Raw genomic sequence first — 25,906 nt, forward strand, 5'->3', positions numbered from 1 at the left:
GACCGTCGCCTGACGGCCGTAAGGACCGTCAGACGGTCTCCTCGGCCTGCACCGCCCCGGGGTGGTGCAGGCCGAAGGCCGGCGACTCGGAACGGATCTTCGGCAGGGTCGTGAAGTTGTGCCGGGGCGGCGGGCAGGAGGTCGCCCACTCCAGGGAGCGGCCGAAGCCCCAGGGGTCGTCGACCTCGACCTTCTCGCCGTATCGGTGGGTCTTCCAGACGTTGTAGAGGAAGGGGAGCGTGGAGGTGCCCAGCAGGAGGGCGCCGATGGTGGAGACGGTGTTGAGGGTGGTGAAGCCGTCGGCGGCGAGGTAGTCGGCGTAGCGGCGCGGCATGCCTTCCACTCCCAGCCAGTGCTGGACGAGGAAGGTGGTGTGGAAGCCCACGAACAGGGTCCAGAAGTGGATCCTGCCGAGCCGTTCGTCGAGCATCTTCCCGGTGAACTTGGGCCACCAGAAGTAGAAGCCGGCGAAGGTCGCGAAGGCGACGGTGCCGAAGACCACGTAGTGGAAGTGCGCGACCACGAAGTACGTGTCCGTGACGTGGAAGTCCAGCGGCGGCGAGGCCAGGATGACCCCGGTCAGGCCGCCGAACAGAAAGCTGACCAGGAAGCCGACCGACCACAGCATCGGGGTCTCGAAGGACAGGGACCCGTTCCACATCGTGCCGATCCAGTTGAAGAACTTCACCCCCGTCGGCACGGCGATCAGGAACGACAGCAGCGAGAAGAACGGCAGCAGCACCGCGCCGGTGGCGAACATGTGGTGCGCCCACACCACCACCGACAGCCCGGTGATCGCCATCGTCGCGCCGATCAGCGTGACGTAGCCGAAGATCGGCTTCCGGGAGAAGACCGGGATGATCTCGCTGATGATGCCGAAGAACGGCAGCGCGATGATGTAGACCTCGGGATGCCCGAAGAACCAGAACAGGTGCTGCCACAGCAGCGGGCCGCCGTTCTGCGGCTCGAAGACCACCGACCCGAAGCGGCGGTCGGCCTCAAGGCAGAGCAGGGCGGCCGCGAGTACCGGGAACGCCATCAGGATCAGCACCGAGGTGAAGAGCGTGTTCCAGGTGAAGATCGGCAACCTGAACATCGTCATGCCGGGCGCGCGCATCCCGATGATGGTGACCAGGAAGTTCACCGCGCCCAGGATGGTGCCGAAGCCCGTCAGCGCGAGCCCCATGATCCACATGTCGGCGCCGATGCCGGGGGAGTGGGTGAGGCTGTTGAGCGGGGCGTACGCGGTCCAGCCGAAGCTGGCCGCGCCCTCGGGGACCAGCAGCCCGCCGAGCACGATGAGGCCGCCGAAGAGGAAGAGCCAGTACGACAGCATGTTCAGCCGGGGGAAGGCGACATCGGGGGAGCCGATCTGCAGCGGCATGATCTCGTTGGCGAAGCCGGCGAAAGTGGGGGTCGCGAAGAGCAGCAGCATGATCGTGCCGTGCATCGTGAACAGCTGGTTGTACAGGTCGTTCGAGATGAGCTGCAGCCCGGGGCGGGCCAGTTCGGCGCGCATCAGCAGCGCCATCACGCCGCCCGCCAGGAAGAACGCGAATGACGTGATCAGGTAGAGGTGGCCGATCTTCTTGTGGTCGGTGGTGGTGAGCCACGCGACCAGCAGCCGTCCGGGACGGCGCGTCCGTGCCGCCCCGGCTGTCGCCTGTGCGGTGTCGGTCCCCATCCGTGCCCCCTCGCTTCACTGCGCGGCTTCGGTCCTTCGGGTGAGCCCTCATGATGCGCACGGCCGAGGGCGTCACGCGAGGGTGCCACGCTGCCGAAAACGGCCGGAAAGCCGCGTGTACGCAAAATCGAACGTGGGTACGATACGGTCGTGGTCCATCCTGACTACACCTACGCGCTGCAACACGCGCTGGCGGCCGCCACGCAGGGACTGGCGGTCTTCCCGCTGGCGCGCTCCAAGCTGCCCGCCATCCGCTCCCCGCACCGGGACGACCCCAACCCGGCCCCCGGGGTCTGCCACGGCGAGTGCGGACGCCTCGGCCACGGGGTCTACGACGCCTCCGCCGACCCGGCGCGGGTGCGCGAACTGTTCGCCGCGGTCCCGTGGGCCCGGGGATACGGGGTGGCCTGCGGACGGCCCCCGCATCATCTGATCGGCCTCGACCTGGACCGCAAGGGCGCCGCCGACGGACTGCGGGACCTCACCGTCCTCGCCGCCGCCCATGACTTCACGGTGCCGCTCACCCGCACCGTCATCACCCCCAGCGGCGGCCGCCACCTCTGGCTGAGCGGCCCGGCCGACCTCGTGGTGTCCAATTCCGTACGACGGATAGCCCCCGGTATCGACGTACGCGGCTCCGGCGGCTATCTGGTCGGCCCCGGCTCGCGCACCCGTGCCGGGCGCTACCGGCTGGCCCCCGGCACCGCCTATCTGCCGCCCGCCCCGGCGCCGGACGGGCTGCTGCGCCTGCTCGCCCCGCCGCCCGCGCCACCCCCGCCGCCGGTCAGGGTCGCTCCGGTGCGGACGTCCGGGTCGGTGACCCCGCTGGTGAACTTCGTCCTCGGCTCGGTCGAGGGGGAGCGCAACGAACGCCTCTACTGGGCGGCCTGCCGCGCCTACCAGACCGGCCGCGGTGAGGACGCGGCCGAGGCCCTCGTGGCCGCCGCCCTCCGCATCGGGCTGCCGGAACGGGAGGCCAGGGCGACGGTAGGCTCGGCCGCGCGGCGGTTCGGGGGCCTCTCGATTGGTGTCCGAATATCTGACGGAGGGTGAGCCGGCGGCGGCCTCCGGGCGCCTCACCGGAATTCCGCCGGAGGGGGATTCAGCAGGCCCGTAAAGAGGGCGTATGAGAATTGTTGAGACTCTGGGAAACCCGCCCCGAACGAGTGAACAGGCTAGGCCAAACGCCGTCCTGGATTCTGTGACACAAGTGTGACGATCACCCAGGAGTGCGGCTTCCGTCACATCGGTTATGAGCCTACCGTGGCCGTATGGCAGCTATTTCGAACCCCGGACAGCAACCACAGGACAAGCCGGAGACCTATGTGGGCCTGACGGCGGAGGATGCGCAGCAGCGCGCCACGGCGAAGGGCTGGACCACGGTCCGAGCCCTTCCACCAGGCGCGATCGTCACCATGGAGTACCGCTCGGGGAGGCTCAATTTCACGGTTACGGACGGTACGGTGACCCGCTGCTGGTCCGGCTGAGAGCGGGACGGGCGCGTCAGTTCGTGGCGCCCCGGCCGCGTACCGGCTGCCCCAGCGGCGCGGGCCGGGAGGGGCGGTCGGCGGGCGGCCGGCGGCTGCCGACCGGGGTGACCGGGGTGCGCTCGTGACGCGCGGTGTGCGGCCGGGCCGGGTGGTGCGGTATTCCGGCCGTGCTGCTGCTGCCGGTCCCGGTGACGGTGGTGCCGGACCGGGTGCCTGCGCTCGCGCTGACCGGCACCGGCTCGAAGGCGGGCTGCGCCTCGGCATCGTCGGCCAGGGCCGCGAGCGACCCGGAAAGCGACGGATAGGCCGGGGAATGAGCCGGAGCGAGCGCCGGGCGGTGCCGCCACCGCAGCCAGGCGGACTCCACGTAGGCCTCGGCCATGGCGATGGCGGGCTCGAACCAGGGCAGCGCCAGCAGGATCAGCAGCCCTGCCGCCCAGCCCAGCAGAACGTCGCTGACCCAGTGGGTGCCGAGGTAGATGGTGGTGAAGCCGACGCCCAGCGCGAGCAGCGCGGCCCCCACCGACATGACGCGGCGGATCACCGGACCGGAGGCCAGATAAGCCAGAACACCCCAGGTCACAACGGCATTCGCGGTGTGACCGGAGGGAAATATATCGCCGCCGGCGAAGAGCTCCGGAGAGCCCACGGTGGTCGCGTAGTGCGGTCCGAGCCGGCCGAGGCCGACCTTCACCGCGCCCACGGTGAGGTTCAGCAGCAGCAGCGAGGCGCCGAGCACCAGGAGCGGGCGCAGGGTGCGCTGCCGGTAGGACCGCCAGATCAGCCAGGCCGCGACCATGACGGCGGTCGGCCCGCGCTGGCCCAGCACGACGAAGTAGTCCAGGAAGGCATGGATCTGCGGCCACTGCTTGTACGGCCGGAACATCATGACCTGCCAGTCCAGGGTGACCAGCTTGGAAGAGGTCAGGACGGCCACGACGATCGTCACGTACGACACGACGGTCGTACCGAACAACCAGGCACGCGTTCGGCTCATCCGCAGCGGAACGCGTGCGCTCGGCCGTCGCTCCTCTGCCTCTGCGAGCTTCTCTTCGGTGCGCACTCAATCGACGTTACAGCGTGTAGTGGCGAAGTCTCGTCGATCCAGGCTCTTTGTAATGACGATGTGATGTGGGCTGTGTCTCGAACCCGATGTGATGGCCCGGATTCGACGCAATGCACAAACGCACACACCCGCATTTTTGTTCAGGGGAACTCGGCCGATGGAGAGATCTTTATTTTTTATTGACGTTTGCGTTTATCGGATATTTGCCCGGGTGTTCCATGGGGTTTGCTTACGGTGGCCCTGAGCCGTGCAGCCAGAACGCCCCGTAGACCGCCGAGGCCAGCGCCACCGGGCCCAGCAGTATCACGGCCCGGGCCGGGCGCCACCGCGCCAGCGCCACCGCCGCCGGCAGCAGCAGGGTGAACGCGGGCATCAGCAACCGGGGCTTGGAGCCGAAGTAACCCGAGCCGGCCAGCGCGAGCAGCACCACCGCGCCGCCGTACACCAGCAGCGGCAGCGGCTGGCCCTGGCGTACACAGCGTGCGTAGAGCCAGCCGATCAGAACCACCGCCGCGCACAGACCCACGCCGGCCAGGAACACCGGGCCGGTCAGGTTCTTCCAGATGAAACGGCCGAAGGCCGCACCGCCGTCGAAACCGTTGCCCCACTGGGCCTGGATGTCCAGGTAACCGGTGGGGCTGCCGGTGCGCACCCCGACCCAGACCACGTAACCGAGCCAGCCCAGCGGCGAGACCAGCACCGCGAACAGGGTGCGGCGGTCCCGGCGCTCCGCGACCGCCGCACCCGCCCAGACCGCCGCCACGACCGCCAGACCCACCGGCCGGGTCAGCCCGGCGAGCACGGCCAGCGACCCCGCCCACACCCAGCGCCCGGTGAGCACGGCGTACAGGCTCCAGGCGGCCAGCGCCGTGAAGAGCGACTCCGTGTACGCCATCGACTGGACGATCCCGACCGGCAGCACCGCCCACAGCACGGCCAGCAGGACCCCGGCCCGGCGGCCCCCCAGCAGGGCCCCGATCGCGTACAGGCCCCAGGCGGCGAAGAGCGAGGCGACCGAACCGACCAGCAGCCCGGCGTCCTCGGGGGCCAGCGGGGTCAGCGCCGCGCCGGCCCGCTCCAGCCACGGCAGCAGCGGGAAGAAGGCGAGGTCGGGGTGGACCCGGCCGTCGGCCAGGTGGACGGTGTAGCCGTAACCGCCCTCGGCGACGCGGGTGTACCAGAGGGAATCCCAGCGCAGGGCGAGCAGCTTGTGCGGGCTCCTGCCCGCCGCGGCGCCCCACACGGCCAGGACCAGCAGCCCGAGCGCCCGTACTCCCGCGTACGCGAGCAGGGCGGGCGCCGCCCTGCGCAGGGCGGCCCGGACCCGCGCGGTGGCGGCGGCCCGTGGCGGGGCCGGGGCCCGGGTGTCGGCGGTGAGTGCGGTCACCGGCACGATTATCCGCGACGGCGGCGGAAGCCAGGCGCTCGGCGGCGCAGTGACCGGAGCCACATCCACGGAACGTGACATGTGCCACCCACCAGCACAGAAGCTTCGCGTACGCTGTCGTCTTCACTCGCCTTTCGTCGCCGGGCACAACGGCACCGTCCCCCTCTCGCCCAGTCCGGCAGCACCGCGAGCGCACCGCTGGGAGGTACCTACATGACAGGGACGACCTCGGCCGGCAGCGTGAAGCCGGCGGACGTCCCACGGCACACACGGCCCGCCAACCGCTGGACCGTGCTCGTCGTCCTCTGCACCAGCCTGCTGCTCGTCGCGCTCGACGCCACCGTCCTGCACGTAGCGGTTCCGGCCCTCACCGAGGACTTGCGCCCCGGCGCGATAGAGCTGCTGTGGATCGTCGACGCCTACCCGCTCGTCGCGGCGTCCCTGCTCATCCTCTTCGGCACCCTCGGCGACCGCGTCGGCCGCCGCCGGGTCCTGCTGCTGGGCTATGTGCTCTTCGCCGCCGCCTCCGCGATCGCCGCCTTCGCGCCCAACGCCCACATCCTCATCGGGGCCCGCGCGCTGCTCGGCGTCGGCGGCGCGATGATCATGCCGGCCACGCTGTCGATCCTGCGCCAGGTCTTCCCCGACCGCCGCGAGCGTGCCGTGGCGATCGGCGTGTGGAGCGCGGTCGCCGCCGTCGGCGCCGCCATCGGCCCGGTACTCGGCGGCTTCCTCGTCGAGCACATGTGGTGGGGCTCGGTCTTCCTCATCAACCTCCCCGCGCTGGCCGTGCTCCTGCCGCTGAGCCGCTGGCTGCTGCCCGAGTCCAAGGGCGAGCGCAACGGCCCCTGGGACGTGCTCGGGGCGGTCATGGCGGCGTTCGGCGTCCTGGGCGCCGTCCTCGGCGTCAAGCGGCTGGGCGGCGGGGCCGGGCTGCTGGACATCGGCGCGATCGCACCGCTCCTGGTGGGCGTGGCGCTGCTGGTCCTGTTCGTACGGCGGCAGCGCAGGCGCGAGTACCCGCTGATCGACATCGGGATGTTCTCCCGTCCCGCCTTCTCCACCTCCGTGGGCTGCATCGTCCTGGCGATGCTCGCGCTCGTCGGCCTGGAGCTCATCGCGGTCCAGTACCTGCAGCTCGTCCTCGGCCTCAGCCCTGTGGAGACCGGGCTGCGGCTCCTCCCGCTCACCTTCGCCGCGATGGCCGCCGGCCTCTTCGGCTCCCGCCTCCTGCACCGCTTCGGGCCCCGCAGGATGGTCAGCTCCGGTTTCCTCCTCACCGCCGCCGCCGTCCTCGGCCTGACCCTCATGGGCCAGCACGACCGGCCCTGCCTGCTCACCACGGGCTTCGTGATGCTCGGCTTCGGCCTGGAGACCACGATCTTCGGCGCCTACGAGTCCATGCTCAGTGAGGCCCCCGCCGCCCAGGCGGGCGGCGCCGCCGCCATCGGCGAGACCTCGTACCAGCTCGGCGCCGGCATAGGGATCGCCCTGCTCGGCAGCGTCATGAACGCCGCGTACGGGCCGGGGGTGGCCCGGGTCCCCGGCGTCCCCTCCGCCGCTGCCGCCGACGCCGGCAAGTCACTCGGCGAGGCCTACGAGGTCTCCGGCCAGCTCGGCGGCTCCGCGGGCGCCGCCCTGCGGCACGCCGCCCGGCACGCCTTCGTGCACGGCCTGCACGTCACGCTCATCGTCAGCGCCGGGCTGCTGCTGCTCGGCGCGCTGGCCGCGCTGCGGCTGCCGCGCGTCATGGAGTGCGGCGCGCAGGCCGCCTGCGCCGCTGCCACGCTCGCCGCCCCCGCCTCCGCTGTCCCGGTGGACCTGCCCGCACAGGTCGCAGTGGGTCTTTACGCCGAGAAGGCGCGCACGTAGCTTCTGGCCATGGCCACGACCGCTTTTGATCCACACGACCCGCTCGGCATCGACGACCTCCTCGGCGAGGAGGATCTGGCGGTCCGCGCCACCGTCCGCCGCTGGGCCGCCGACCGCGTCCTGCCGTATGTCGCCGACTGGTACGAGCGCGGCGAGCTCCCCGTCATCCGCGAACTCGCCCGCGAACTCGGCTCCCTCGGCGCGCTCGGCATGTCCCTGACCGGCTACGGCTGCGCCGGCGCGAGCGCCGTGCAGTACGGCCTCGCCTGCCTGGAGCTGGAGGCCGCCGACTCCGGTATCCGCTCGCTCGTCTCCGTCCAGGGCTCCCTCGCCATGTACGCCATCCACCGCTTCGGCTCCGAGGACCAAAAGCAGACCTGGCTCCCGCGCATGGCCTCCGGCGAGGTCATCGGCTGCTTCGGCCTCACCGAGCCCGACCACGGCTCCGATCCGGCCGGCATGCGTACGTACGCGAAGCGCGACGGCTCCGACTGGGTGCTCAGCGGGCGCAAGATGTGGATCACCAACGGGTCGGTGGCCGGGGTCGCCGTCGTCTGGGCCCGGACCGACGACGGCATCCGCGGGTTTGTCGTCCCGACGGATGCCGATGGCTTCTCCGCGCCCGAGATCAAGCACAAGTGGTCGCTGCGGGCCTCGGTGACCAGCGAGCTGGTGCTCGACGAGGTGCGGCTGCCCGCCGACGCCGTGCTTCCCGAGGTGGCCGGGCTGAAGGGGCCGCTGAGCTGCCTGAGCCACGCCCGGTACGGGATCGTCTGGGGCGCGATGGGCGCCGCGCGCAGCTGTTTCGACGCGGCGCTGGAGTACTCGAAGACGAGGGAGCAGTTCGGGCGGCCCATCGGCGGCTTCCAGCTGACGCAGGCGAAGCTCGCCGACATGGCGGTCGAACTGCACAAGGGCGTGCTGCTGGCCCACCATTTGGGGCGGCGGATGGACGCGGGGCGGCTGCGGCCCGAGCAGGTCAGCTTCGGCAAACTCAACAATGTGCGCGAGGCGATGGAGATCTGCCGGATGTCGCGGACGATTCTGGGGGCGAACGGGATTTCGCTGGAGTACCCGGTGATGCGGCATGCGACGAATCTTGAGTCCGTGCTCACGTACGAGGGCACCGTGGAGATGCACCAGTTGGTGCTGGGCAAGGCGCTGACGGGCCTGGACGCGTTCCGCTGACGCTCAGATGCTCAGACGGCCCGATGCGGTCCAGCACCGTCGGGGTGCGGCCCGTTGCCGGGTGCACCAGGTTGTGCCCACCCGTTCCGCCATGCGGAACGCCTGCCCACAACCTGCCGGTCCCTGCGGTAAAGGCGTGGCGGCGCCTCTACCGCAGGGTCAGCTCTGGTTGAAGAAGCCGTCGCCGCCGTGCTTGGGGTCGGCGTTGACGACGGTGTAGTCGGCCGGGGTGAGCAGGAAGACCCGGGTGGCGACGCGCTCGATGGAGCCGCGCAGGCCGAAGGTGAGGCCGGCGGCGAAGTCGACGACACGCTTGGCGTCGCTCGGCTCCATGGCCGTGAGGTTGACGATGACGGGGACGCCGTCACGGAAGAGCTCGCCGATGCCGCGGGCGTCCCGGAATCCGTCCGGGGTGACCGTGGCGATGCGCCGGCCCTGGTCGGTGGCGGATTCCGCGGCCACGCGGATCCGGGGGTCGGTGACCCAGGACTCGCTTGGACCGGCGCCCTCGCCGTAGTCGGCGTAGTCCTCGTCGTAGTAGTTCTCGCCGCCGTTGTCGTCGACGAGGCCCAGCCAGGCAGTCGCCTTTCGAACCGAACCCATGGACGCCTCCTCTCACCCGCGGTCTGTGCTGTCCGCAACACTATGTTCGTTCATGATGCGGATGATGCGCCAAGGGGATAGCCCTTGCGGAGGTGCTTCGTGACAGACCTGGTGCAGAAAATAGTGCTGGAGGGTCAGTCACCGCTAGGGACAGAGGTGCTGACGGGCCAACAAATACGTTTCCCCCCGGGAGAGTGACGTACATCGGCCGGACGGTCGTACCCCAGTACTACAAGCCGACCAGAGATCTGAGTAGTTCGGGGTCGGCGTCCTTCAGGCTGCTGAGCACCGTGCGGCCGGGCGCCGCCGGTATCGGCACCACCGACGGCACGACGAGGACCGGGCAGCCCGCCGCCTCCGCCGAGGCGACGCCCGTGGGGGTGTCCTCGACGGCGACGCAGCGGGCCGGGTCGGCGCCGAGCAGCCGGACCGCCTCCAGGTAGGGATCGGGGGCGGGCTTGGTGCGTACGGTGTCGTCGGCCGAGACGGAGACGGCGAAGTACTCCCGGCCCAGGACGTCCAGGACCAGGTCGACGACCCGCCGCGGGGACGCGGTGACCAGGGCGGTGGTGACACCGGCGGCGAGCAGGGCCTTGAGGAGGGCCAGCGCGCCGGGCCGGGGCACCACGTCCCGGGCGACCAACTCGGCGAAGCGGGCGTCCAGTTCCCGGGCCAGGGCCCGCTCGTCGGTGCCCGGCGCGGCGCCGGCCAGGTGGGCGGCGGTGTGGCCGACGGACTGGCCGAGCACATGCGGGACGTCCGCGTCGGTCAGGTCCAGGCCGAGCCGGGCCGCCGACTCGGCCGCGGCCTGCCACCACACCCCCTCCGTGTCCACCAGGGTTCCGTCCATGTCGAACAGCACGGCGTCCAGCCGTACGGGCTCAGCGCGCACGGTCGTCCACGAGCACCGGGCGGTCGGGCAGCCCGACGGTGACGGCGGCGCCCGCCGGCAGCTCGGCGGCGCGGTGGCTGGGCACGTCGGCCTTGAGCGTGGTGCCGTCGGCCAGCGCGAGGGTGAGCCGGGTGACGGCGCCGTGGAAGGAGGCGGTGACCACGCGGGCGTCGCCGCCCACCGTGACATCCAGGGCCTCGGGGCGCACCAGGGCGTCCACGTCCGCGTCGGCCTTCGCCTCGCCGCGCAGCGGCAGCCGGCGGCCCAGGACCTCCACGGTGCCGTCGGAGCCGGTGCGGCCGGGGATGCGGTTCATGGTGCCGACGAACTCGGCGACGAAGGGCGTGGCCGGGGAGTCGTACAGCTCGGCGGGCGGCGCGCACTGCTCAAGGCGCCCGCCGTGCATGACGGCGACCCGGTCGGCGGTGGACAGCGCCTCCTCCTGGTCGTGGGTGACGAACAGCGTGGTGATGCCCAGCTCCAGCTGGAGCCGCCGGATCTCCTCCCGCAGCGAGACCCGGACCTTGGCGTCCAGCGCCGACAGCGGCTCGTCCAGCAGCAGCACCCTCGGCTCCAGCGCCAGCGCGCGGGCCAGCGCGATGCGCTGCTGCTGGCCGCCGGAGAGCTGGTGCGGGAAGCGGTCGCCGTGCGTGGGCAGCCCGACCAGCTCCAGCAGCTCGGCCGCCCGCTTGCGCCGCTCCGCGGCGCCGACCCCGCGCATCCGCAGGCCGAAGGCGACGTTGTCAGCGGCGCTCAGATGCGGGAAGAGGCTGTACGACTGGAAGACCATCCCCGCGTTGCGGCGGTGGGCCGGTACGCCGGTGATGTCCTCCCCGTCCACCAGGATCTCCCCGGCGTCGGGCTGCTCGAAGCCGGCCAGGATCCGCAGGGCGGTGGTCTTGCCGCAGCCGGACGGGCCGAGCAGGGCGACGAGTTCGCCCGGCTGGACGGTCAGGTCGAGACCGTCCAGGGCGGTGGTGGAACCGAAGACGCGGCGCAGGCCACGGAATTCGAGGGTGGCGGTCACGAGGTCTCCTGGGACGTACGGGATTTACGGAACGAGCGGCCGCGCCCGGCCGCCGCGAGGATCAACAGCAGCACCCACGTGAGCACCAGGCTCAGCACGGACACCGCCACCGACACCTGCGCCTGGCTGCCGCCGATGCCCACGATCCACACCGCGAACGGGGTGAAGCCGAGAATCGCGCCGGCCGTGTACTCGCCCAGCACCAGGGCCAGCGTCAGGAACGCCGTGTTGAGCAGCGCCCCGCGCAGGTTCGGCAGCACCACCTGGAGCACCGCCCGCGCAGGGCTCGCCCCGCAGTTGCGGGCGGCCTCGACCAGGGTCGACAGGTCCAGGGCGCGCAGCCCGGCGTCCAGGGTGCGGTAGGCCAGCGGCAGCGCCATCAGGACGTAGACCAGGACCAGGACCACCGGGAAGGAGGGGTTCTGGATCTGCAGGATGGTCTCGTAGAACGGGGTGCGGGACAGCTTCGTCGGGCCCCAGCGCAGGACGGAGACAAAGCCTGCCGTCAGCGCCACGGAGGGCACCACCAGCGGCAGTGAGCAGACGATCTCGACGAGGCTGCTGAGCCGGGGCGCCGACAGCCGGGTCGCGATCATCGCCGGGACCAGCAGCAGGAAGACCACGGCGATGGTGGCGACGGCCAGTTCCAGGGTGAGCCGGAGGCTGGCCAGGAAGCCGTCGGCGCCGAGGATGCCGGTGTAGGCGCCGAGGGTGAAGCCCTGGCCGGGGACGTCGACGGTGAAGATGACGGAGGCGAGCAGCGGGCCGAGGAAGTACACCCCGGCGATCAGGGCGACGGCGCCTCGCCAGTACCGGGGACGAGTGGTCAGCGCAGCCATCGGGCACTCCTTCGCTGCAGCGGGACGTAGACCGCCATCACGACACCCGCGATCAGGATCATGTCGAGGCTCAGCGCGAGCGCGACATTGCCCTGCCCGACCAGCACGTTGCCGGACAGGGCGTCGGCGATCTGCAGGGTGATCAGCGGCACCGAGCTGCCGACCATGGCGGCGGCGGTGGCGTACGCGGCGAAGGCGCTGCCGAAGAGCAGCACGAAGCCGCCGAGGAGGGACGGCGCCAGCACCGGCAGCGCGACGTGCAGCCAGTACTGGCGGGCGGTCGCGCCGTTGTTCTGCGCCGCCTCGCGCCACTGGGTGCGCAGGCCCTCCAGGGCGGGGGTGATGGTCAGCACCATCAGGGGGACGAGGAAGTAGAGGTAGACCAGGGTGAGGCCGGAGAAGGTGTAGAGGCTCCAGCCGTGGTCGTCCAGGTGCAGGAGCTGGGTGATCTCGCCGGAGTTGCCGAGGGTGGCGACGAAGGCGAAGGCGAGCGGTACGCCGCCGAAGTTGGCGAGCACGCCGGAGGCGGCCAGCACCGCCTCGCGCAGGGCGCGGAAGCGGGAGGTGATCACCGCCTGGGCGAGCGGCAGTCCGAGGACCACGCCGAGCAGCGCGGTGAGCGCGGAGAGCTTGACGCTGCCCAGGAGGGCGGTGAGGTAGGCGCCGTGGACGGACAGGCGCATGTTGCCGCCGGTCCACTGGGCGGGGTCGGGGGCGTCGTCGGAGGTGGTGAAGGCGCCGATGCCGATCGCGAGGGCGGGCAGGCCGAAGGCCACCACGATGAACAGCAGCAGCGGCAGTACGGCGAGCCAGCCGGCGGACCGGCGGCGCTTCTTCCTGGTCGGGGGCGCGGTAGCGGCGCCCCCGCTGCCGCCGCCGAGGTCATCGGCGGCGGCAGCGGGGGACGGCGTCGCGGCGGAGGCCGTCGTCATGTCAGCCGGCCACGGCCTTGGCCCAGCCCTCGGTCACGACCGTCTTGGCCTTGTCCTGCTGGGCCTGTGTCGGGAACTCGGCGGTGCCGGAGACCGTCGGGAGCTTGGCCGCGGCGGCGGTGTCCAGGGTGCCGGCGGTCTTCAGGGCGTCCATCAGGACCGGGCGGGCGTAGCCCTTGAGCCACAGGTTCTGGCCCTCGGCGCTGTAGAGGTACTCCTCCCACAGGCGCGCGGCGGCCGGGTGCGGGGCCGTCTTGTTGATCGCCTGCGAGTAGTACAGGGCGAACAGGCCGTCGGTCGGGACGGAGACCTGCCAGTCGACGCCCTTGCTCTTGAACTCGTCCGCGTAGCCCGCGTTGAGGTAGTCCCAGTCGATGCTGATCGGCGTCTCGCCCTTCTCGACGGTCGCCGGGGTGGACTCCACCGGGTTGTAGTTGCCGCTCTTCTTCAGCTTCGCGAAGAAGTCCAGGCCGGGCTGGATGTCGTCCAGTGAACCGCCGCTGGCGAGCGCCGCCGCGTAGACGCCGCCGAAGGCCGAGCCGGACTTGGTCGGGTTGCCGTTCAGCGCGACCTTGCCCTTGTACTCGGACTTCAGGAGGTCCGCGAAGGTCTTCGGGCAGGTCGTGACCTTCTTGGCGTCGCAGCCGATGGAGATGTAGCCGCCGTAGTCGTTGTACCAGCGGGCCTTGCTGTCCTTCTGGGCGGCGGGGATCTTGTCGTAGTCCGCGACCTTGTACGGGGCCAGCAGGCCCTGGCTCGCGGCGCTGAGCGCGAAGGTGCTGCCGAGGTCGACGACGTCCGGGGCGCGGTCCTGGCCCTTGCGGGAGGTGATCGCGTTGACCTCGTCCTGGCTGGAGCCGTCCGGGTTCTCGTTGGTGATCTTGATGCCGTACTTCTTCTTGAACCCGGCTATGACCGCACCGTAGTTGGCCCAGTCCGGCGGCAGCGCGATGACGTGCAGCGTGCCCTCCTTCTTGGCCGCCTTGACGAGGGCGTCGAGCCCGCCGAAGTCCGCGGCGGAGGTCGCCGTCGCGGCGCTGCTGGTCGAGGCATCGGTGCTCGGGGCCGCGCCACAGGCGCTGAGGGCGAGCGAGGCGGCGGTGAGCGCGGCGGCGAATGCCGCGACTCTGGCAGGGCGGACAGTCACGGAGATCTCCTGGGGACGGGGTGTGGAGAAAGCCAAGTTGGCTGTACAACTTAGGGACAGTACGACTGAGGGTGGTGTCGGGGAAGTAAACAGACCGGGTTTTCTTCGGGGCGCTCCCGGAAAGATTCCGGCCCCTGCGCTGAGCAACCACCGAGCGGGTAGGGTCAACGGCGCAGGTGACGGGCAGGAAGACAGGTGGAGCGGGAGTGGACGACACCGAGCGGCCGCAGACGCTCTACCGCAGGGTCGCGGCCGACCTGAGGGAGGCCATCACCGCCGGGGCCTACGGATCCGGGGCCCGGCTCCCCGCTGAGGGCGCCCTCGCCGAGCAGTACGGCGTCTCCCGCGGCACCATCCGCCAGGCCCTCGCCGTGCTCCGCGCCGACGGCCTCGTCACCTCCCGCCGCGGCACCCGCCGCGTCGTCCTCGACTCCGCCCCCGCCCGCGTCCAGAGCTTCGCCGAGCTCACCAGCTTCGCCCGCTGGGCCCGCTCCATCGGCGAACGGCCCGGCGGCCGCACGGTCTCCGTCCTGCGGACCCCCGGTGAGCCCGTCGAATGCGAGCAACTCCGGCTCGACCACGGCTCGTACGTCTACCGCGTGCTGCGGCTGCGCACGCTCTCCGGGCGCCCCGTGATGGTCGAGCGGTCCGTCTACCCGGAATGGATCGGCGAACTCGTCGAGCGCTTCCCGACCGAGGCGGATTCCCACAGCGGGCTCCTTGAGGAGCACGGTGTGCTCTTCACCGACGCGGACCACACCATCGACGTCGCCCCGGCCGACGCGGACGACGCGCGGCTGCTCGAATGCCGAGTCGGCGGCGCGCTGCTGCGTGAGCGCCGCCGCTCGACCGACCCGACCGGCACGCCGGTCGAGTGGTCCGACGACCGCTATCTGCCGGGGACGGTGGCCTTCACGGTGCACAACTCGACGGCGTCGACGGCGCTTTCGCGGCGCACGTCGCAGTAGTGACGGGGCCCGACGTCGCTCGCTCCGACAGCAGTGCGAGCCGCGACACCGCCCGGCCGCCCCCGGTCCTCGCGGGCCCGCATGGAAGTCTTGAAGACCATGAGCACCATGAGCACCGAAAGCATTGAGTGGAAGGCCTGGCGCGAGCAGCGCGCCGAGGCCGTCTCGGCGCCGTACGGGCCGCTGTCGCTGACCGGGACGTACTGGCTGGTGGACGCGGTGGACGGGCGCATCGAGGGCGTGCCGGGCCACTGGACGGAGTCGCCGGACGGCGAGACGGTCCTGCTGACCACGGACGCGGGCGACCGCCTGACCCTGCGGCCGCAGGACACGTACGAGCCGGTGACCCCCGGGGACGACCGCAGGCTGGTGGCGATCCGGCGCGAGGGCCTGTGGGCGGTGCGCATCTGGGATCCGGCCGCGCCCACCCGCCAGGCCTTCGCCGGGATCGAGGTATTCGAGTACGACGAGCGGTGGGTGCTGCCGGCGCTCTTCCGCCCGTACGACGAGGACCGGGTCGTCCAGGTGCCCAACGCGGACGGGGTGCGGCGCGGGCTGGGCGTCGGTGGCGAGCTGTCCTTCACGGTGGACGGGAGCGAGCACGCACTGACCGTCGCCGTCGAACCGGACGGCGACCTGTGGGGGGTGATCGCCGACGCGACCAGCGGGGCGAGCAGTTACCGCTTCCGCTTCATCCGGCCGCCGGCGCCCGCCGCCGACGGCTCGGTGGTGCTGGACCTCAACCGGGCCCTGCTGCCGCCCTGCGCTTTCTCGGACGGCTTCATCTGCCCGTTCCCGCCGCCGGGCAACACCCTGCCGTTCGCGGTCGAGGCGGGGGAGCGGCAGGTCCGTACCGGCTGAGGCCGACGGGCCGGTCACCAGGCGGCACCCCCGGGATTCCGATTCACTGGGGGTGCCGCCTTTTCGATGGCTACGCACAACTACGCACAACTACACACGACTACGCACCGCTACGTGGCCGAAAGCCGCTCTTGTGACCTTGTGTGCCGGTCTGAATACTCCGCCCCAGCGCTCCCTAGGAGGAACGAGTGAGACTCAAGCACACGACCCCCCGAAGCGGTGTCGCGAGACGCGCCAGGCTGATCGCCCTGGCATCCGCCCTGCTGGCCGCCACCGCACTCACCCTGCCCGCCGCCGCCCGGGCGGCCCCCTCTGCCAAGGCCTCGCCGGTGGCCGCCGCCACGGTCGCCAGGTCCCTCGGGTCCGCGGTCACGGCCGGCTCGTACTACGACGCCGCGGCCGGGGTCACCGTCGTCAACGTCACCACCGCCGCGGCCGCGCGGGCCGTACGCGACGCGGGCGCCGTGCCCAGGCTCGTCGCCTACAGCTCGGCGCAGCTCACCAGGGCGGGCATCGCCGCCGGGGCCGCCGACATCGCGGGCACCGCGTGGGGCGTCAACCCGAGGACGAACAGGCTTGAGATCAGCGCGGACAGCACCGTCCCGCGCGCCGGGCTGGCCGCGCTCAGGTCCGCCACCGCCTCCTACGGCGGCGCGGTGAGCGTGACGAGGGTCGCCGGGAAGTTCAGCAGGCTGATAACCGGCGGGTCCGCCATCTACGGCGGTGCGTACCGCTGCTCGCTGGGATTCAACGTGGCAAGTGGCAGCACGTACTACTTCCTGACGGCCGGTCACTGCGGTGAGGTCGCCTCGACCTGGTACTCCAACTCCGGCCACACGACGACGCTCGGCACCAATGTCTCGTACAGCTTCCCGACCAACGACTACGCGCTGGTGCGCTACACCAATACCACGATCGCCAGGACCGGCGGGGCCGGCAACACCGACATCACCGGCTCGGCCAGTGCGTATGTGGGCGAGTCCGTGCTGCGCTCCGGCTCCACCACCGGTATCCACTCCGGTTCGGTCACCGGCCTCAACTACACGGTCAACTACGGCGGCGGCGACATCGTCCGCCAGATGATCCGCACCAACGTCTGCGCGGAGGGCGGCGACTCCGGCGGCCCGCTCTACACGTCGAGCGGCCTGGCCCTGGGGCTCACCTCCGGCGGCAGCGGCAACTGCGTCTCCGGTGGTACGACCTTCTTCCAGCCGGTCGTGGAAGCGCTCAACCACTACGGCGTGAGCGTGTACTAGGCGTACGTACGGGCGAGTTGTGAAGGGGCTGTGTCCGATTGGCCGTAATCAGCCGGTCGGGCACGGCGCCCCCTTGTGGGGAAGTGGGGCGCTCGTAAATACTCGCCCAAGTGCTTGTCAGGGACATGTCCTATAGGGCTGCTGTTCCCTGCCTGCGCCTCACGGCCCGCACCCATGGGACCTCTCCACCCCCCACAGGAGGAAACAAGTGAGGATCACACGCACTGCGAGACGAGCACGGCTCATCGCCGTCACCGCCACCGGCCTGCTGGCCGCCGGCGCGCTCATCGCCCCCACCGCCCAGGCCACCCCCACGGCCCCGACGGTCAAGACCCGCGCTCTGGCGGCCGAGAACGTCGCCAAGACGCTCGGCACCGGCTCGACCGCCGGTTCGTACTACGACGGCAAGAGCTTTGTCGTCAACATCACCAAGGCCTCCGACGCCGCGGCCGTACGTGCCTCCGGCGCCGTCCCGAAGGTCGTCAAGTACAGCTCGGCCTTCCTGAGCAAGGCCGACAAAGCCACCCTGGCCACGAACATCGGCGGCACCTCCTGGGTGGTCGACCCCAAGTCCAACAAGCTGGTGGTCACCGCCGACAGCAGCGTCACCAAGGCCGAACTGGCCAAGCTCAAGGCCGCCACCGCCTCCTACGGCAGCGCGGTGCGCATCGAGCGGACCGCGAGCACCTTCAAGCGGCTGATCGGTGGCGGCGCGGCCATCTACGGCGGCGCGTACCGCTGCTCGCTGGGCTTCAACGTCGTCAGCGGCAGCACGTACTACTTCCTGACGGCCGGTCACTGCGGCGAGGTCGCCTCGACCTGGTACTCCAACTCCGGCCACACGACGACGCTCGGCACGAACGTCTCGTACAGCTTCCCGACCAACGACTACGCGCTGGTGAAGTACACCAACACCTCGATCGCCAAGGGCGGCACGGCCGGCAACACGGACATCACCAGCTCCGGCACCGCCTACGTCGGCGAGTCGGTGCTGCGCAGCGGCTCCACCACGGGCATCCACTCCGGCTCGGTCACCGGCACCAACGCCACCGTCAACTACGGCAGCGGTGACATCGTCTACCAGACGATCAAGACCAATGTCTGCGCCGAGGGCGGCGACTCCGGTGGCCCGCTCTACACCTCGGGCGGTATCGCGCTGGGTCTGACCTCGGGCGGCAGCGGCGACTGCACCTCGGGTGGCACGACGTACTTCCAGACCGTCACGGAGGCTCTCAGCAACTACGGCGTGAGCGTCTTCTAAGGGCTCTGTCCTTCAGCGGCGGGCGGTGGGGGTCCGGGGCGAACGCCCAGGGCCCCCACCGGCTTTCCCCGCGCTGACAGACTTGGCCTCATGCTGGAAACCTCCGCCCGACTGCTGCGGCTGCTCTCCCTCCTCCAGTCCCGCCGCGACTGGACGGGCCCGGAGCTCGCCGGGAAGCTCGACGTGACCACCCGGACCGTGCGGCGTGACGTGGAGCGGCTGCGGGCACTCGGCTACCCCGTGCACGCCGCGCCCGGTACGGCGGGCGGGTACCGGCTGGGGGCCGGGGCGGCGTTGCCGCCGCTGCTGCTGGACGACGAGGAGGCGATCGCGGTCGCGCTGTGCCTGCGGACCGGCACCGACGGCAGTGTGGCGGGCATCGAGGAGACCTCGCTGCGGGCGCTGGCGAAGCTGGAGCAGGTGCTGCCGTCGCGGCTGCGCCACCGGGTGCAGGCGATGCAGGCGGTGGCGGTGTCGGGCAACAGGGCGCCGGCGGCGGTCGGCCAGGACGTGCTCACCGTCATCGGCGGAGCCTGCCGGGACCGCGAGCGGCTGCGCTTCGACTACCTCGACCACGGCGGCACTTCGAGCCGCCGCACGGTCGAGCCGTTCCGGCTGGTGCACCACGCCCGGCGCTGGTATCTGCTGGCCTGGGACACCGACCGCGCCGACTGGCGCTCCTTCCGCGTCGATCGCATGGACCCCAAGTCCCCGACCGGGCCCCGCTTCACGCCCCGTGAGCCGCCGATGGAGGCCGCCGCGTACGTCGCGCGGGGGGTCACCTCGCGTGCGTACCGCTATCAGGCGGTGGTCACGCTGCACGCCCCCGCCGAGACGGTCGCCCGGTACACCTCCTCCGGTTTCGCGACCGTCGAGGCGGTCGACGCGGGGACGTGCGTGCTGCGTACCGGCGCGGAGTCGCTGGACGCCCTCTCGGTCTACATCGGGATGATGGGCGTCGACTTCGAGGTCCAGGAGCCGCCCGAGCTGATCGGCTATCTGGGGGTGGTGGCCGACCGGCTGGCCAGGGCGGTGGGCCCGGGGCCCCGGTAGCGTGCGCGGGCACGCGCGGGCCTGTCCGGTCCCGGTCCCCGGAGGTACCGTGGAATCACCGCCCCCGTGGGGCTCCCCCGGGGGCACCTGGCTTGCGATGCCGCGCGCGGCGCGGCCGGCAGGGGGCCGTGATGGTCGTGGAGTTGGTGGCAGCCGGGCTGGCGGCCTGCGCCGTGTACGGGATGCTCGGCGCCCGGGTCGTACAGCAGTTCGAGCGCGGTGTGATCTTCCGGCTCGGCAAACTGCGAGAGGGTGTCCGGGGGCCCGGGTTCACCATGATCGTCCCGGGTGTCGACCGGCTCCGTAAGGTCAATCTGCAGATCGTGACGATGCCGGTGCCCGGCCAGGACGGCATCACCCGGGACAACGTCACGGTCAAGGTCGACGCGGTCGTCTACTTCAAGGTCGTCAACGCGGCCGACGCGATCATCAACGTCGAGGACTACCGCTTCGCCGTCTCGCAGATGGCCCAGACCTCGCTGCGCTCGATCATCGGCAAGAGCGACCTGGACGACCTGCTGTCCAACCGCGAGAAGCTCAACCAGGGGCTTGAGCTCATGATCGACAGCCCGGCCATCGGGTGGGGCGTGCAGATCGACCGCGTCGAGATCAAGGACGTGTCCCTGCCCGAGACCATGAAGCGGTCCATGGCCCGGCAGGCCGAGGCCGACCGCGAGCGGCGGGCCCGGGTCATCAACGCCGACGCCGAGCTGCAGGCCTCGAAGAAGCTCGCCGAGGCGGCGGGCGTGATGTCCGAACAGCCGGCCGCGCTTCAGCTGCGTCTTCTCCAGACGGTCGTCGCCGTCGCCGCCGAGAAGAACTCCACGCTCGTCCTTCCCTTCCCCGTCGAGCTCCTCCGCTTCCTCGAACGCGCCCACCCGGGCCCGCCGGCGCCGCCTGCCGCGACGGCGCCGCGTGCCGTGCCGCCTGCGGAGCCGCCTGAGCTCGAGCCGGAGGCCGACCGGCCCGAGCTGGAGGACTAGGCCCTGCCCGGGCGCCACACGTAAGGAGTCGTCGTCGCGACGGCGACCAGCCCGAGGCGGGTGAGGATCGGCCGGCTCTCGTCGGTCGCGTCGACCTGGAGGTAGCGGTGGCCGCGCGCGGCGGCCAGGCGGGCACGGTGGGCGACGGTGGCGCGGTAGATACCGAGGCCGCGCCAGGGGGCGAGGGTGGATCCGCCCCACAGGGACGCGAAGTCGGTGCCGTCGTGGAAGCGTACCCAGGAGGCGCAGACCACCTCGCCGTCCGGCGCCTCCACGGCGACGACCACGCAGGGATCGCCGGGGCCGGCCAGCTCCCGTTCGAGCACTTCGGGGAGCCAGCCGTGGTCGCTGCCCCAGACCGCCTCCTCCATCGCCGCTACCCGTTCGAGATCCTCGCGGGAGCTGATCTCGCGCAGCCGTACGCCCTCCGGCAGGGCGGAGGCCGACGCGGCTAGGGTCTGTCCGGCGGATCTCCGTGGGAGAAGGAGCGGGGTCTGGTGCCTGTGATCGCAAGGCGCCGGAGCGCCCACAGGGTGGTTTCCTGTGGGCGTTTCGGCAACGCCGCGAGCGCTGGTGCCAGGGCGCGCGACGCCACGGAGATCCGCCGGACAGGCCCTGGCGGCTCGACGGGCCCGACCAGCACCGTCTCGCGCTCGTCGGGCACGAAGCCCGCCGCGGCGAGCCGCTGCTGGAGGTCGGCGGGGCGGTCGTGGCCGTGGTGCTTCCACTCGACGGACTGGCCGAGGGCGGTGAAGTGGTCGCGCTGGGTGGCGATGAAGTCGTCGAGCTCGGCGCCGTCCAAGCCGCCCAGATCGCGGTAGCCGATGAAGCCGGGGCCGGTCAGGCGGGTCTTGCGGACGATGGGGCCGACGCGCTCGACGGCCCGGTATCCGGCGGCGCCGGGGACCACGCGGGTGCGGAGCTGGTCTTCGTACGCGGCGCGGTAGGTCAGCGCCTCTTCGGAGAGTGTGGGGTCTGTCATCGCGCGGCAGTCCATCACAGCCCGCCTTTGCGAAGCCAGCGAATTGTACGCGCTCGGTACCAAGAGCGGAACGGGGCCTTGCAGTTGTCACCCGGGGGTGGGAATACTCGGCGCCACTTGATTGGCGTGCACACGACTTCCTTCGCCCCACAGGAGGTACCGAGTTGAGCCACCGGCGAATACCGAAACGAAAAACGGTGCTGGCCTTAGGCGGTGCCGCCGCCCTCGTGACGGCGGCCGTCGTACTGCCGAACGCGATGGCCTCGACGACCGACACCGGCCCGAGGACGATGTCCGCGGACGCCGCCCAGGACCTGGTGAACGACCTCACGTCGCAATTCGGCTCGGCCATCGCCGGGGCGTACTACGACGCCCAGGCCGGCCAGATCATCGTCAACGTGGTGAAGGGCGACGACAACAACGTCATCGTGCAGGTCAGGAAGGCCGGCGCCGTGGCGCGCGCCGTCGAGAACAGCACCGCCGAACTGACCACCGCGGCCAGGACGCTGAAGGCCCAGGCCACCATCCCCGGTACCGCCTGGGCGGTGGACCCCAAGACGAACGAGATCCTGGTCACCGCGGACAGCACGGTCGCCGCCGACGACATGGCAACCCTTGAGGCCACCGTGAAGTCGCTGGGCGACGGCGTGGCCCGGATCCGGAAGACGGCGGGGGAGTTCAAGCCCTTCGTCGCAGGCGGCGACGCCATCTTCAGCAGCGGCGCGCGCTGCTCGCTCGGCTTCAACGTCACCGCCTCGGACGGCTCGCCCGCCTTCCTGACGGCAGGGCACTGCGGGGTCGCCTTCAAGGAGTGGTCCGACACGGAGGACGGCGACCCGATCGCCACCGTCGACCAGGCGACATTCCCCGGGGACGGCGACTTCGCACTCGTGAAGTACGACGACCCGGACACCGACGCGCCCAGCGAGGTCGGCGTCGGCGACGGAGGCTCGGTCCCCATCGTCCAGGCCGACGACGCGACGGTCGGCCTGCAGGTGTTCCGGATGGGCAGCACCACCGGGCTCCACGACGGCACCGTCACCGGCCTGGACGCCACCGTCAATTACGAGGAGGGCTCGGTCACCGGCCTCATCCAGACCGACGTCTGCGCCGAACCCGGCGACAGCGGCGGTCCCCTCTTCACGGAGGACGGCAGCGCGATCGGCCTCACCTCGGGCGGCAGCGGCGACTGCACGGCGGGCGGCGAGACCTTCTTCCAGCCGGTGACCACCGCGCTGACGGCCACCGGGGCTGCTATTTCTTAGAGGCGAGTTCGCCGCCGCTTCGCTCAGCCACTGTCGACGGTCGACGTGCTCGGTCGCTCGTGCCTCGCTCCCTGCGCGCGTCTCCCTTTCGACAGCGGCCGCTCCGCTTTGGCTCACTCGCCTACGTCGGCCGCGTATCCCGGGCGGGCGTCGGCCGTCAACGGCGGCGGCCGGGGCTTTCGGTTGCCCGGGTTGGGCGGTCCCGCAGCGGGAACGCCATCACGGTGGCACCCACATGCACCGTGGCCGTCGTGCGCGGCGCCTGCGCCGCCTCGTGCAGGCCGACCAGGAGCGCGGCGAGCCGGTGCCGGAAGTCGTCCCAGGCGTCCGGGAACACCCACAGCTCGGCGTCGGCGGTGACGCCCTGGCCGGGCGCGCGGCGGGTGGCGCGTTCACGGACGTTGAACGCGAGCACCTCCGCCAGCATCGGCGCGGCGTCCTGCCGCTGATCGGGCAGCTGGCTGCCGTGCACCGCCCGGTAGCGGCGTTCCTGGCCGCCCCGGTTGGGGCGCACCTCGGCCAGTTCCACCAGCCCGACGGAGGCGAGCCGACGCAGGTGCTGGCTGGCCAGGGCGTGCGAGATGCCGAGCTCGCGGGCGAGCTCGGCGGCGGACTGGGGGCCGGTCCAGGTGAGGTTCATCATCCGCAGCCGTACGGGGTGAGCGAGGGCTCTGAGCGTGGGGTCGGTCGCCGTCATGCCGCGTAGTAAATCGTGTCGGACCCTTGCCTCCGCAACCCCCTAGCAATCGCTTGGGCCTCAGGCCCGTGACGAGGGGGACGGCTGTGCAGTGGGGGACGGTGCGGGTGCCGCGCGACCGCCCCGCCGCCGGGTGTCCCACAGGGGTCCTCATCAGCGGATTCGGCAGTTCCGCGATGCCGCGCGTGACCGGCATCCGGGTGAATTCCCTCACCGGGGCGAACAGCCTCGCCACTTTCGCACGACGCGGGCGGTTATGACCCTGGCGTACCCGCGCCGCCGCCCAGGGGGAAGACCTGCCGCTGGTGCCAGCGTTCCGTCTCGTCGCACACGAACAGGCCCACCGACGCGACCCGCGCGCGGACCGGCAGCCCGGGCCGCAGCTCCGCCTCGACCGCGTCGTACGTCCCGGGCGCGAACGACACGGGCTCGCGGTCGTACGCGACGGTGAGGTGCGGGTCGGAGCCATCGAACTTCCCCGCGTACGGCGGCGCCTCCGGCCACCGGCCGGCCACCGCTTCGGTGAGCGCCACAAAGGGGGCGGCCGGCTCCGGCGCGAGAAAGAGTACGTCGGGGAAGCGCCCGCATCGGGCGAACTCGACCTCGAACGGCTCGTGCCGGGCGAGGAGACCGGCCAGCGCGCCGATGACCCCGGCGTCGATCCGGCTCACGTCGAGAAAGGGGTACAGCACGGTCACATGCGCCGGCACCCCGGCGCCGGCCGCGGCGTCATAGCGCCGGCGCAGCGCGCCGACCAGCGGCTCGGCCTCCGGGATGGTGGCGAGGAGCGCGGTCTCGCCCGCCCGGCGCCGCGGCTGCGGGTCTTTGTCGGTCATGGGGGCATGGTGCCCGAGCCGTAGGGTGATCGGCCATGGAATATGACGCGTTCGTGCCCGAGCCAGGCCGGGCGGCGCGGCTCGCCGCCGAGGCGGCCGCGGCTCCGCCTGGCGGGCCGTTGTACGGAGTCCCGGTCGGCGTCAAGGACATCATCCACGTCGACGGGCTGCCGACCCGGGCGGGCTCGGCCCTGCCGCCCGAGGCGCTGGCGGGTCCGCAGGCCACGGTCGTGGACCGGCTGCGGGCGGCCGGGGCGCTGGTGGCGGGCAAGACGGTGACCGCCGAGTTCGCCATGACCGCGCCCGGTCCCACCCGCAACCCGCGCAACCCCGCCCACACCCCCGGCGGTTCGAGCAGCGGCTCGGCGGCGGCCGTCGCGGCCGGCCTGGTCCCGCTGGCCGTCGGCACCCAGACGGTCGGCTCGGTGATCCGCCCGGCCGCCTACTGCGGCATCGTCGGCTTCAAGCCCACGTACGGCCGCATCCCGGCCGACGGGGTCATCCCCAACGCCCCGAGCCTCGACACAGTGGGCCTCTTCGCGCCCGACACGGCGGGCGTCGCCCGGGCCGCCGCCGTCCTGTGCGACGACTGGCGGCCCGTGGCCGTCCAACCGCCGCCGCCCGTGCTCGGCATCCCCGTCGGCCCCTACCTGGAGCGCGCCGGGGCCGAGGCCCTGGACGCCTTCCACGACCAGGTCCAGCGGCTGCGCTCGGCCGGATTCGCGATGCGCGAGGTGCCCGCCCTGGCCGACTTCGACGCCGTCGCCCGGCAGCTCTTCGTCCTGAACCGCTACGAGGCCGCCCGCAGCCACGCCGCCTGGTTCCCCCGCTACGGCCACCTCTACCGCGAGCAGACCGCCGCCACGGTCCGCCAGGGCCTGGTATTCGACCACTGCGACCACGTACGCGCCTCCCGCGAGCGCGAGCTGCTCCGCGACCGTCTCCTGGACGCCATGGCCGCCCGCCACGCCATCGACCTCTGGCTCGCCCCCTCCGCCACCGGCCCCGCCCCCCTCGGCCTCCACACCACCGGCGACGGCATCATGTGCCTCCCCTGGAGCTACGCCGGCCTCCCCTCGCTCAGCCTCCCCGCGGGCCGCGCCGCGAACGGGCTGCCGCTCGGCCTTCAGCTCGTCGCCCGCCCCTGCGCGGACGAGCTGCTGCTGGCCTGGGCGGCGTCCCTGAGCTCCAGGCTCAGCCTGAGCCCGATGTAGTTCGCCCCGCCCGGCCCCGGCCCCCGCCTCCGGCGGCCGTCGGGGCGCCAGCCGTGCCGGGCGTAGAACGCCCTTGCCCGGGCGTTGCGCTCCCAGGCGTACAGCGTGCCGTGCCGGAGCCCGGCGGCGCACAGCGCCCGCACGTACGCCGCGTGCAGGCTCGCGCCCACGCCGGTGCCCCAGTCGCCGGGGGCGACATGGCCCCTTTTCCTCGTGCGGTCCTCGCGGGCGCTTCGCTGGCTTCGGACCGCTGCGCCGGCCTCCGGCCGACGGTCCGTGGGTGTTCCCCACCCCGCCCCTTCCCGCTGCATCCGATCAGCGGCTGGCGCCGCGTGGCGGGCTCCGCCCGGACCCGCCGGGGGCAAGCCCCCGGACCCCCGGACGCCCTGCGGGCGTGTCCTCA

General features: G+C 71.8%; 26 protein-coding genes. 12 read left to right on the forward strand and 14 right to left on the reverse strand.

Annotation, left to right across the window (positions count from 1 at the left end; translation table 11 throughout):
* Positions 1-28: 28 nt before the first annotated feature.
* Positions 29-1,684 (reverse strand): cytochrome c oxidase subunit I, encoded by a 1,656-nt coding sequence (gene ctaD / locus OG607_RS36700; RefSeq protein WP_405732962.1) that lies wholly within the window; start codon positions 1,682-1,684, stop codon positions 29-31.
* A 150-nt stretch (positions 1,685-1,834) separates the two neighbouring features.
* On the opposite strand from ctaD, the gene OG607_RS36705 reads away from it, so the two are divergent.
* Both OG607_RS36705 and OG607_RS36710 read left to right on the forward strand, forming a co-directional pair.
* Complete coding sequence (locus OG607_RS36705; protein WP_405732964.1) at positions 1,835-2,737, forward strand: bifunctional DNA primase/polymerase; 903 nt, start codon at positions 1,835-1,837, stop codon at positions 2,735-2,737.
* A 218-nt stretch (positions 2,738-2,955) separates the two neighbouring features.
* Complete coding sequence (locus tag OG607_RS36710) at positions 2,956-3,171, forward strand: I78 family peptidase inhibitor (RefSeq protein WP_405732967.1); 216 nt, start codon at positions 2,956-2,958, stop codon at positions 3,169-3,171.
* Positions 3,172-3,187: 16 nt separating this feature from the next.
* On the opposite strand, the gene OG607_RS36715 is transcribed toward OG607_RS36710, so the two are convergent.
* Together OG607_RS36715 and OG607_RS36720 are read right to left on the reverse strand one after the other, a co-directional pair.
* On the reverse strand, positions 3,188-4,237 hold the full coding sequence (locus tag OG607_RS36715) for a phosphatase PAP2 family protein (RefSeq protein WP_405732970.1): 1,050 nt from the start codon (positions 4,235-4,237) through the stop codon (positions 3,188-3,190).
* A gap of 232 nt (positions 4,238-4,469) precedes the next feature.
* A complete protein-coding gene (locus OG607_RS36720) occupies positions 4,470-5,627 on the reverse strand; it encodes a hypothetical protein (protein WP_405732973.1) in 1,158 nt (385 codons plus the stop codon).
* A gap of 213 nt (positions 5,628-5,840) precedes the next feature.
* Between OG607_RS36720 and OG607_RS36725 the strand changes: the two genes are divergently transcribed.
* Positions 5,841-7,499 carry an MFS transporter gene (locus OG607_RS36725; protein ID WP_405732976.1) on the forward strand — a complete coding sequence of 553 codons (1,659 nt, stop codon included), beginning with the start codon at positions 5,841-5,843 and terminating at the stop codon, positions 7,497-7,499.
* Between the two features lie 9 nt (positions 7,500-7,508).
* Positions 7,509-8,687, forward strand: a complete 1,179-nt coding sequence (locus OG607_RS36730) for an acyl-CoA dehydrogenase family protein (RefSeq protein ID WP_405732979.1) — start codon at positions 7,509-7,511, stop codon at positions 8,685-8,687.
* A 159-nt stretch (positions 8,688-8,846) separates the two neighbouring features.
* Here the strand turns inward: OG607_RS36730 and OG607_RS36735 are convergent, their stop codons facing one another.
* The 6 genes from OG607_RS36735 to OG607_RS36760 form a co-directional block, all read right to left on the reverse strand.
* Complete coding sequence (locus tag OG607_RS36735; protein WP_405732982.1) at positions 8,847-9,290, reverse strand: cell division protein SepF; 444 nt, start codon at positions 9,288-9,290, stop codon at positions 8,847-8,849.
* A 229-nt stretch (positions 9,291-9,519) separates the two neighbouring features.
* Entirely contained in the window at positions 9,520-10,182 is a 663-nt protein-coding gene (locus OG607_RS36740) for an HAD family hydrolase (protein ID WP_405732985.1), read from the reverse strand.
* Positions 10,172-11,209: an ABC transporter ATP-binding protein gene (locus OG607_RS36745; RefSeq protein WP_405732987.1), complete on the reverse strand. Its 1,038-nt coding sequence runs from the start codon at positions 11,207-11,209 to the stop codon at positions 10,172-10,174. The genes OG607_RS36740 and OG607_RS36745 overlap by 11 nt, the downstream gene beginning before the upstream one ends.
* On the reverse strand, positions 11,206-12,048 hold the full coding sequence (locus OG607_RS36750) for an ABC transporter permease (RefSeq protein ID WP_405732990.1): 843 nt from the start codon (positions 12,046-12,048) through the stop codon (positions 11,206-11,208). The genes OG607_RS36745 and OG607_RS36750 overlap by 4 nt, the downstream gene beginning before the upstream one ends.
* Positions 12,036-12,980, reverse strand: a complete 945-nt coding sequence (locus OG607_RS36755; RefSeq protein WP_405732993.1) for an ABC transporter permease — start codon at positions 12,978-12,980, stop codon at positions 12,036-12,038. The genes OG607_RS36750 and OG607_RS36755 overlap by 13 nt, the downstream gene beginning before the upstream one ends.
* A gap of 1 nt (position 12,981) precedes the next feature.
* Positions 12,982-14,127 carry an ABC transporter substrate-binding protein gene (locus OG607_RS36760; RefSeq protein ID WP_405732995.1) on the reverse strand — a complete coding sequence of 382 codons (1,146 nt, stop codon included), beginning with the start codon at positions 14,125-14,127 and terminating at the stop codon, positions 12,982-12,984.
* 206 nt (positions 14,128-14,333) lie between these two features.
* Here OG607_RS36760 and OG607_RS36765 point away from each other — a divergent pair, with 206 nt between their 5' ends.
* From OG607_RS36765 to OG607_RS36790, 6 genes are all read left to right on the forward strand, one after another.
* Positions 14,334-15,095 (forward strand): GntR family transcriptional regulator, encoded by a 762-nt coding sequence (locus OG607_RS36765; RefSeq protein WP_405732998.1) that lies wholly within the window; start codon positions 14,334-14,336, stop codon positions 15,093-15,095.
* Positions 15,096-15,194: 99 nt separating this feature from the next.
* Positions 15,195-15,956 (forward strand): DUF1684 domain-containing protein, encoded by a 762-nt coding sequence (locus OG607_RS36770; RefSeq protein WP_405733001.1) that lies wholly within the window; start codon positions 15,195-15,197, stop codon positions 15,954-15,956.
* 188 nt (positions 15,957-16,144) lie between these two features.
* Entirely contained in the window at positions 16,145-17,212 is a 1,068-nt protein-coding gene (locus OG607_RS36775) for a S1 family peptidase (RefSeq protein WP_405733003.1), read from the forward strand.
* A 208-nt stretch (positions 17,213-17,420) separates the two neighbouring features.
* Positions 17,421-18,473 carry a S1 family peptidase gene (locus OG607_RS36780; RefSeq protein WP_405733005.1) on the forward strand — a complete coding sequence of 351 codons (1,053 nt, stop codon included), beginning with the start codon at positions 17,421-17,423 and terminating at the stop codon, positions 18,471-18,473.
* Positions 18,474-18,563: 90 nt separating this feature from the next.
* Positions 18,564-19,526, forward strand: coding sequence for a helix-turn-helix transcriptional regulator (locus OG607_RS36785; protein WP_405733008.1), 963 nt, complete (start codon positions 18,564-18,566; stop codon positions 19,524-19,526).
* Between the two features lie 131 nt (positions 19,527-19,657).
* Complete coding sequence (locus OG607_RS36790; RefSeq protein ID WP_405733010.1) at positions 19,658-20,509, forward strand: slipin family protein; 852 nt, start codon at positions 19,658-19,660, stop codon at positions 20,507-20,509.
* Here the strand turns inward: OG607_RS36790 and OG607_RS36795 are convergent.
* Positions 20,506-20,880 carry a hypothetical protein gene (locus OG607_RS36795; RefSeq protein ID WP_405733013.1) on the reverse strand — a complete coding sequence of 125 codons (375 nt, stop codon included), beginning with the start codon at positions 20,878-20,880 and terminating at the stop codon, positions 20,506-20,508. The genes OG607_RS36790 and OG607_RS36795 overlap by 4 nt on opposite strands.
* Before the next feature lie 80 nt (positions 20,881-20,960).
* The gene (locus tag OG607_RS36800) at positions 20,961-21,491 is read right to left on the reverse strand and encodes a hypothetical protein (RefSeq protein WP_405733016.1); all 531 of its coding nucleotides are present in this window, start codon (positions 21,489-21,491) and stop codon (positions 20,961-20,963) included.
* A 197-nt stretch (positions 21,492-21,688) separates the two neighbouring features.
* On the opposite strand from OG607_RS36800, the gene OG607_RS36805 reads away from it, so the two are divergent.
* On the forward strand, positions 21,689-22,756 hold the full coding sequence (locus OG607_RS36805) for a S1 family peptidase (RefSeq protein ID WP_405733019.1): 1,068 nt from the start codon (positions 21,689-21,691) through the stop codon (positions 22,754-22,756).
* A 157-nt stretch (positions 22,757-22,913) separates the two neighbouring features.
* Here OG607_RS36805 and OG607_RS36810 read toward each other — a convergent pair whose 3' ends face one another.
* Together OG607_RS36810 and OG607_RS36815 are read right to left on the reverse strand one after the other, a co-directional pair.
* On the reverse strand, positions 22,914-23,453 hold the full coding sequence (locus OG607_RS36810; protein ID WP_405733022.1) for an ArsR/SmtB family transcription factor: 540 nt from the start codon (positions 23,451-23,453) through the stop codon (positions 22,914-22,916).
* Between the two features lie 254 nt (positions 23,454-23,707).
* On the reverse strand, positions 23,708-24,289 hold the full coding sequence (locus OG607_RS36815) for a 2'-5' RNA ligase family protein (protein WP_405733025.1): 582 nt from the start codon (positions 24,287-24,289) through the stop codon (positions 23,708-23,710).
* Positions 24,290-24,324: 35 nt separating this feature from the next.
* Here OG607_RS36815 and OG607_RS36820 point away from each other — a divergent pair, with 35 nt between their 5' ends.
* On the forward strand, positions 24,325-25,503 hold the full coding sequence (locus OG607_RS36820; RefSeq protein WP_405733028.1) for an amidase: 1,179 nt from the start codon (positions 24,325-24,327) through the stop codon (positions 25,501-25,503).
* On the opposite strand, the gene OG607_RS36825 is transcribed toward OG607_RS36820, so the two are convergent.
* Positions 25,416-25,814 carry a hypothetical protein gene (locus OG607_RS36825; RefSeq protein WP_405733030.1) on the reverse strand — a complete coding sequence of 133 codons (399 nt, stop codon included), beginning with the start codon at positions 25,812-25,814 and terminating at the stop codon, positions 25,416-25,418. The genes OG607_RS36820 and OG607_RS36825 overlap by 88 nt on opposite strands.
* Positions 25,815-25,906 lie beyond the last annotated feature (92 nt).

This window comes from Streptomyces sp. NBC_01537 (assembly GCF_045040445.1).
Taxonomy (GTDB): domain Bacteria; phylum Actinomycetota; class Actinomycetes; order Streptomycetales; family Streptomycetaceae; genus Actinacidiphila.

Bases quoted from the DNA above. Each gene is read 5' to 3' on its own strand.
- ctaD (WP_405732962.1), bottom strand. From the start codon at position 1,684: ATGGGGACCGACACCGCACAGGCGACAGCCGGGGCGGCACGGACGCGC.
- OG607_RS36795 (WP_405733013.1), bottom strand. From the start codon at position 20,880: ATGGAGGAGGCGGTCTGGGGCAGCGACCACGGCTGGCTCCCCGAAGTG.
- OG607_RS36730 (WP_405732979.1), top strand. From the start codon at position 7,509: ATGGCCACGACCGCTTTTGATCCACACGACCCGCTCGGCATCGACGAC.
- OG607_RS36710 (WP_405732967.1), top strand. From the start codon at position 2,956: ATGGCAGCTATTTCGAACCCCGGACAGCAACCACAGGACAAGCCGGAG.
- OG607_RS36815 (WP_405733025.1), bottom strand. From the start codon at position 24,289: ATGACCGACAAAGACCCGCAGCCGCGGCGCCGGGCGGGCGAGACCGCG.
- OG607_RS36820 (WP_405733028.1), top strand. From the start codon at position 24,325: ATGGAATATGACGCGTTCGTGCCCGAGCCAGGCCGGGCGGCGCGGCTC.
- OG607_RS36735 (WP_405732982.1), bottom strand. From the start codon at position 9,290: ATGGGTTCGGTTCGAAAGGCGACTGCCTGGCTGGGCCTCGTCGACGAC.
- OG607_RS36725 (WP_405732976.1), top strand. From the start codon at position 5,841: ATGACAGGGACGACCTCGGCCGGCAGCGTGAAGCCGGCGGACGTCCCA.
- OG607_RS36800 (WP_405733016.1), bottom strand. From the start codon at position 21,491: ATGACAGACCCCACACTCTCCGAAGAGGCGCTGACCTACCGCGCCGCG.
- OG607_RS36770 (WP_405733001.1), top strand. From the start codon at position 15,195: ATGAGCACCATGAGCACCGAAAGCATTGAGTGGAAGGCCTGGCGCGAG.
- OG607_RS36785 (WP_405733008.1), top strand. From the start codon at position 18,564: ATGCTGGAAACCTCCGCCCGACTGCTGCGGCTGCTCTCCCTCCTCCAG.
- OG607_RS36790 (WP_405733010.1), top strand. From the start codon at position 19,658: ATGGTCGTGGAGTTGGTGGCAGCCGGGCTGGCGGCCTGCGCCGTGTAC.
- OG607_RS36750 (WP_405732990.1), bottom strand. From the start codon at position 12,048: ATGGCTGCGCTGACCACTCGTCCCCGGTACTGGCGAGGCGCCGTCGCC.
- OG607_RS36825 (WP_405733030.1), bottom strand. From the start codon at position 25,814: ATGCAGCGGGAAGGGGCGGGGTGGGGAACACCCACGGACCGTCGGCCG.
- OG607_RS36810 (WP_405733022.1), bottom strand. From the start codon at position 23,453: ATGACGGCGACCGACCCCACGCTCAGAGCCCTCGCTCACCCCGTACGG.
- OG607_RS36755 (WP_405732993.1), bottom strand. From the start codon at position 12,980: ATGACGACGGCCTCCGCCGCGACGCCGTCCCCCGCTGCCGCCGCCGAT.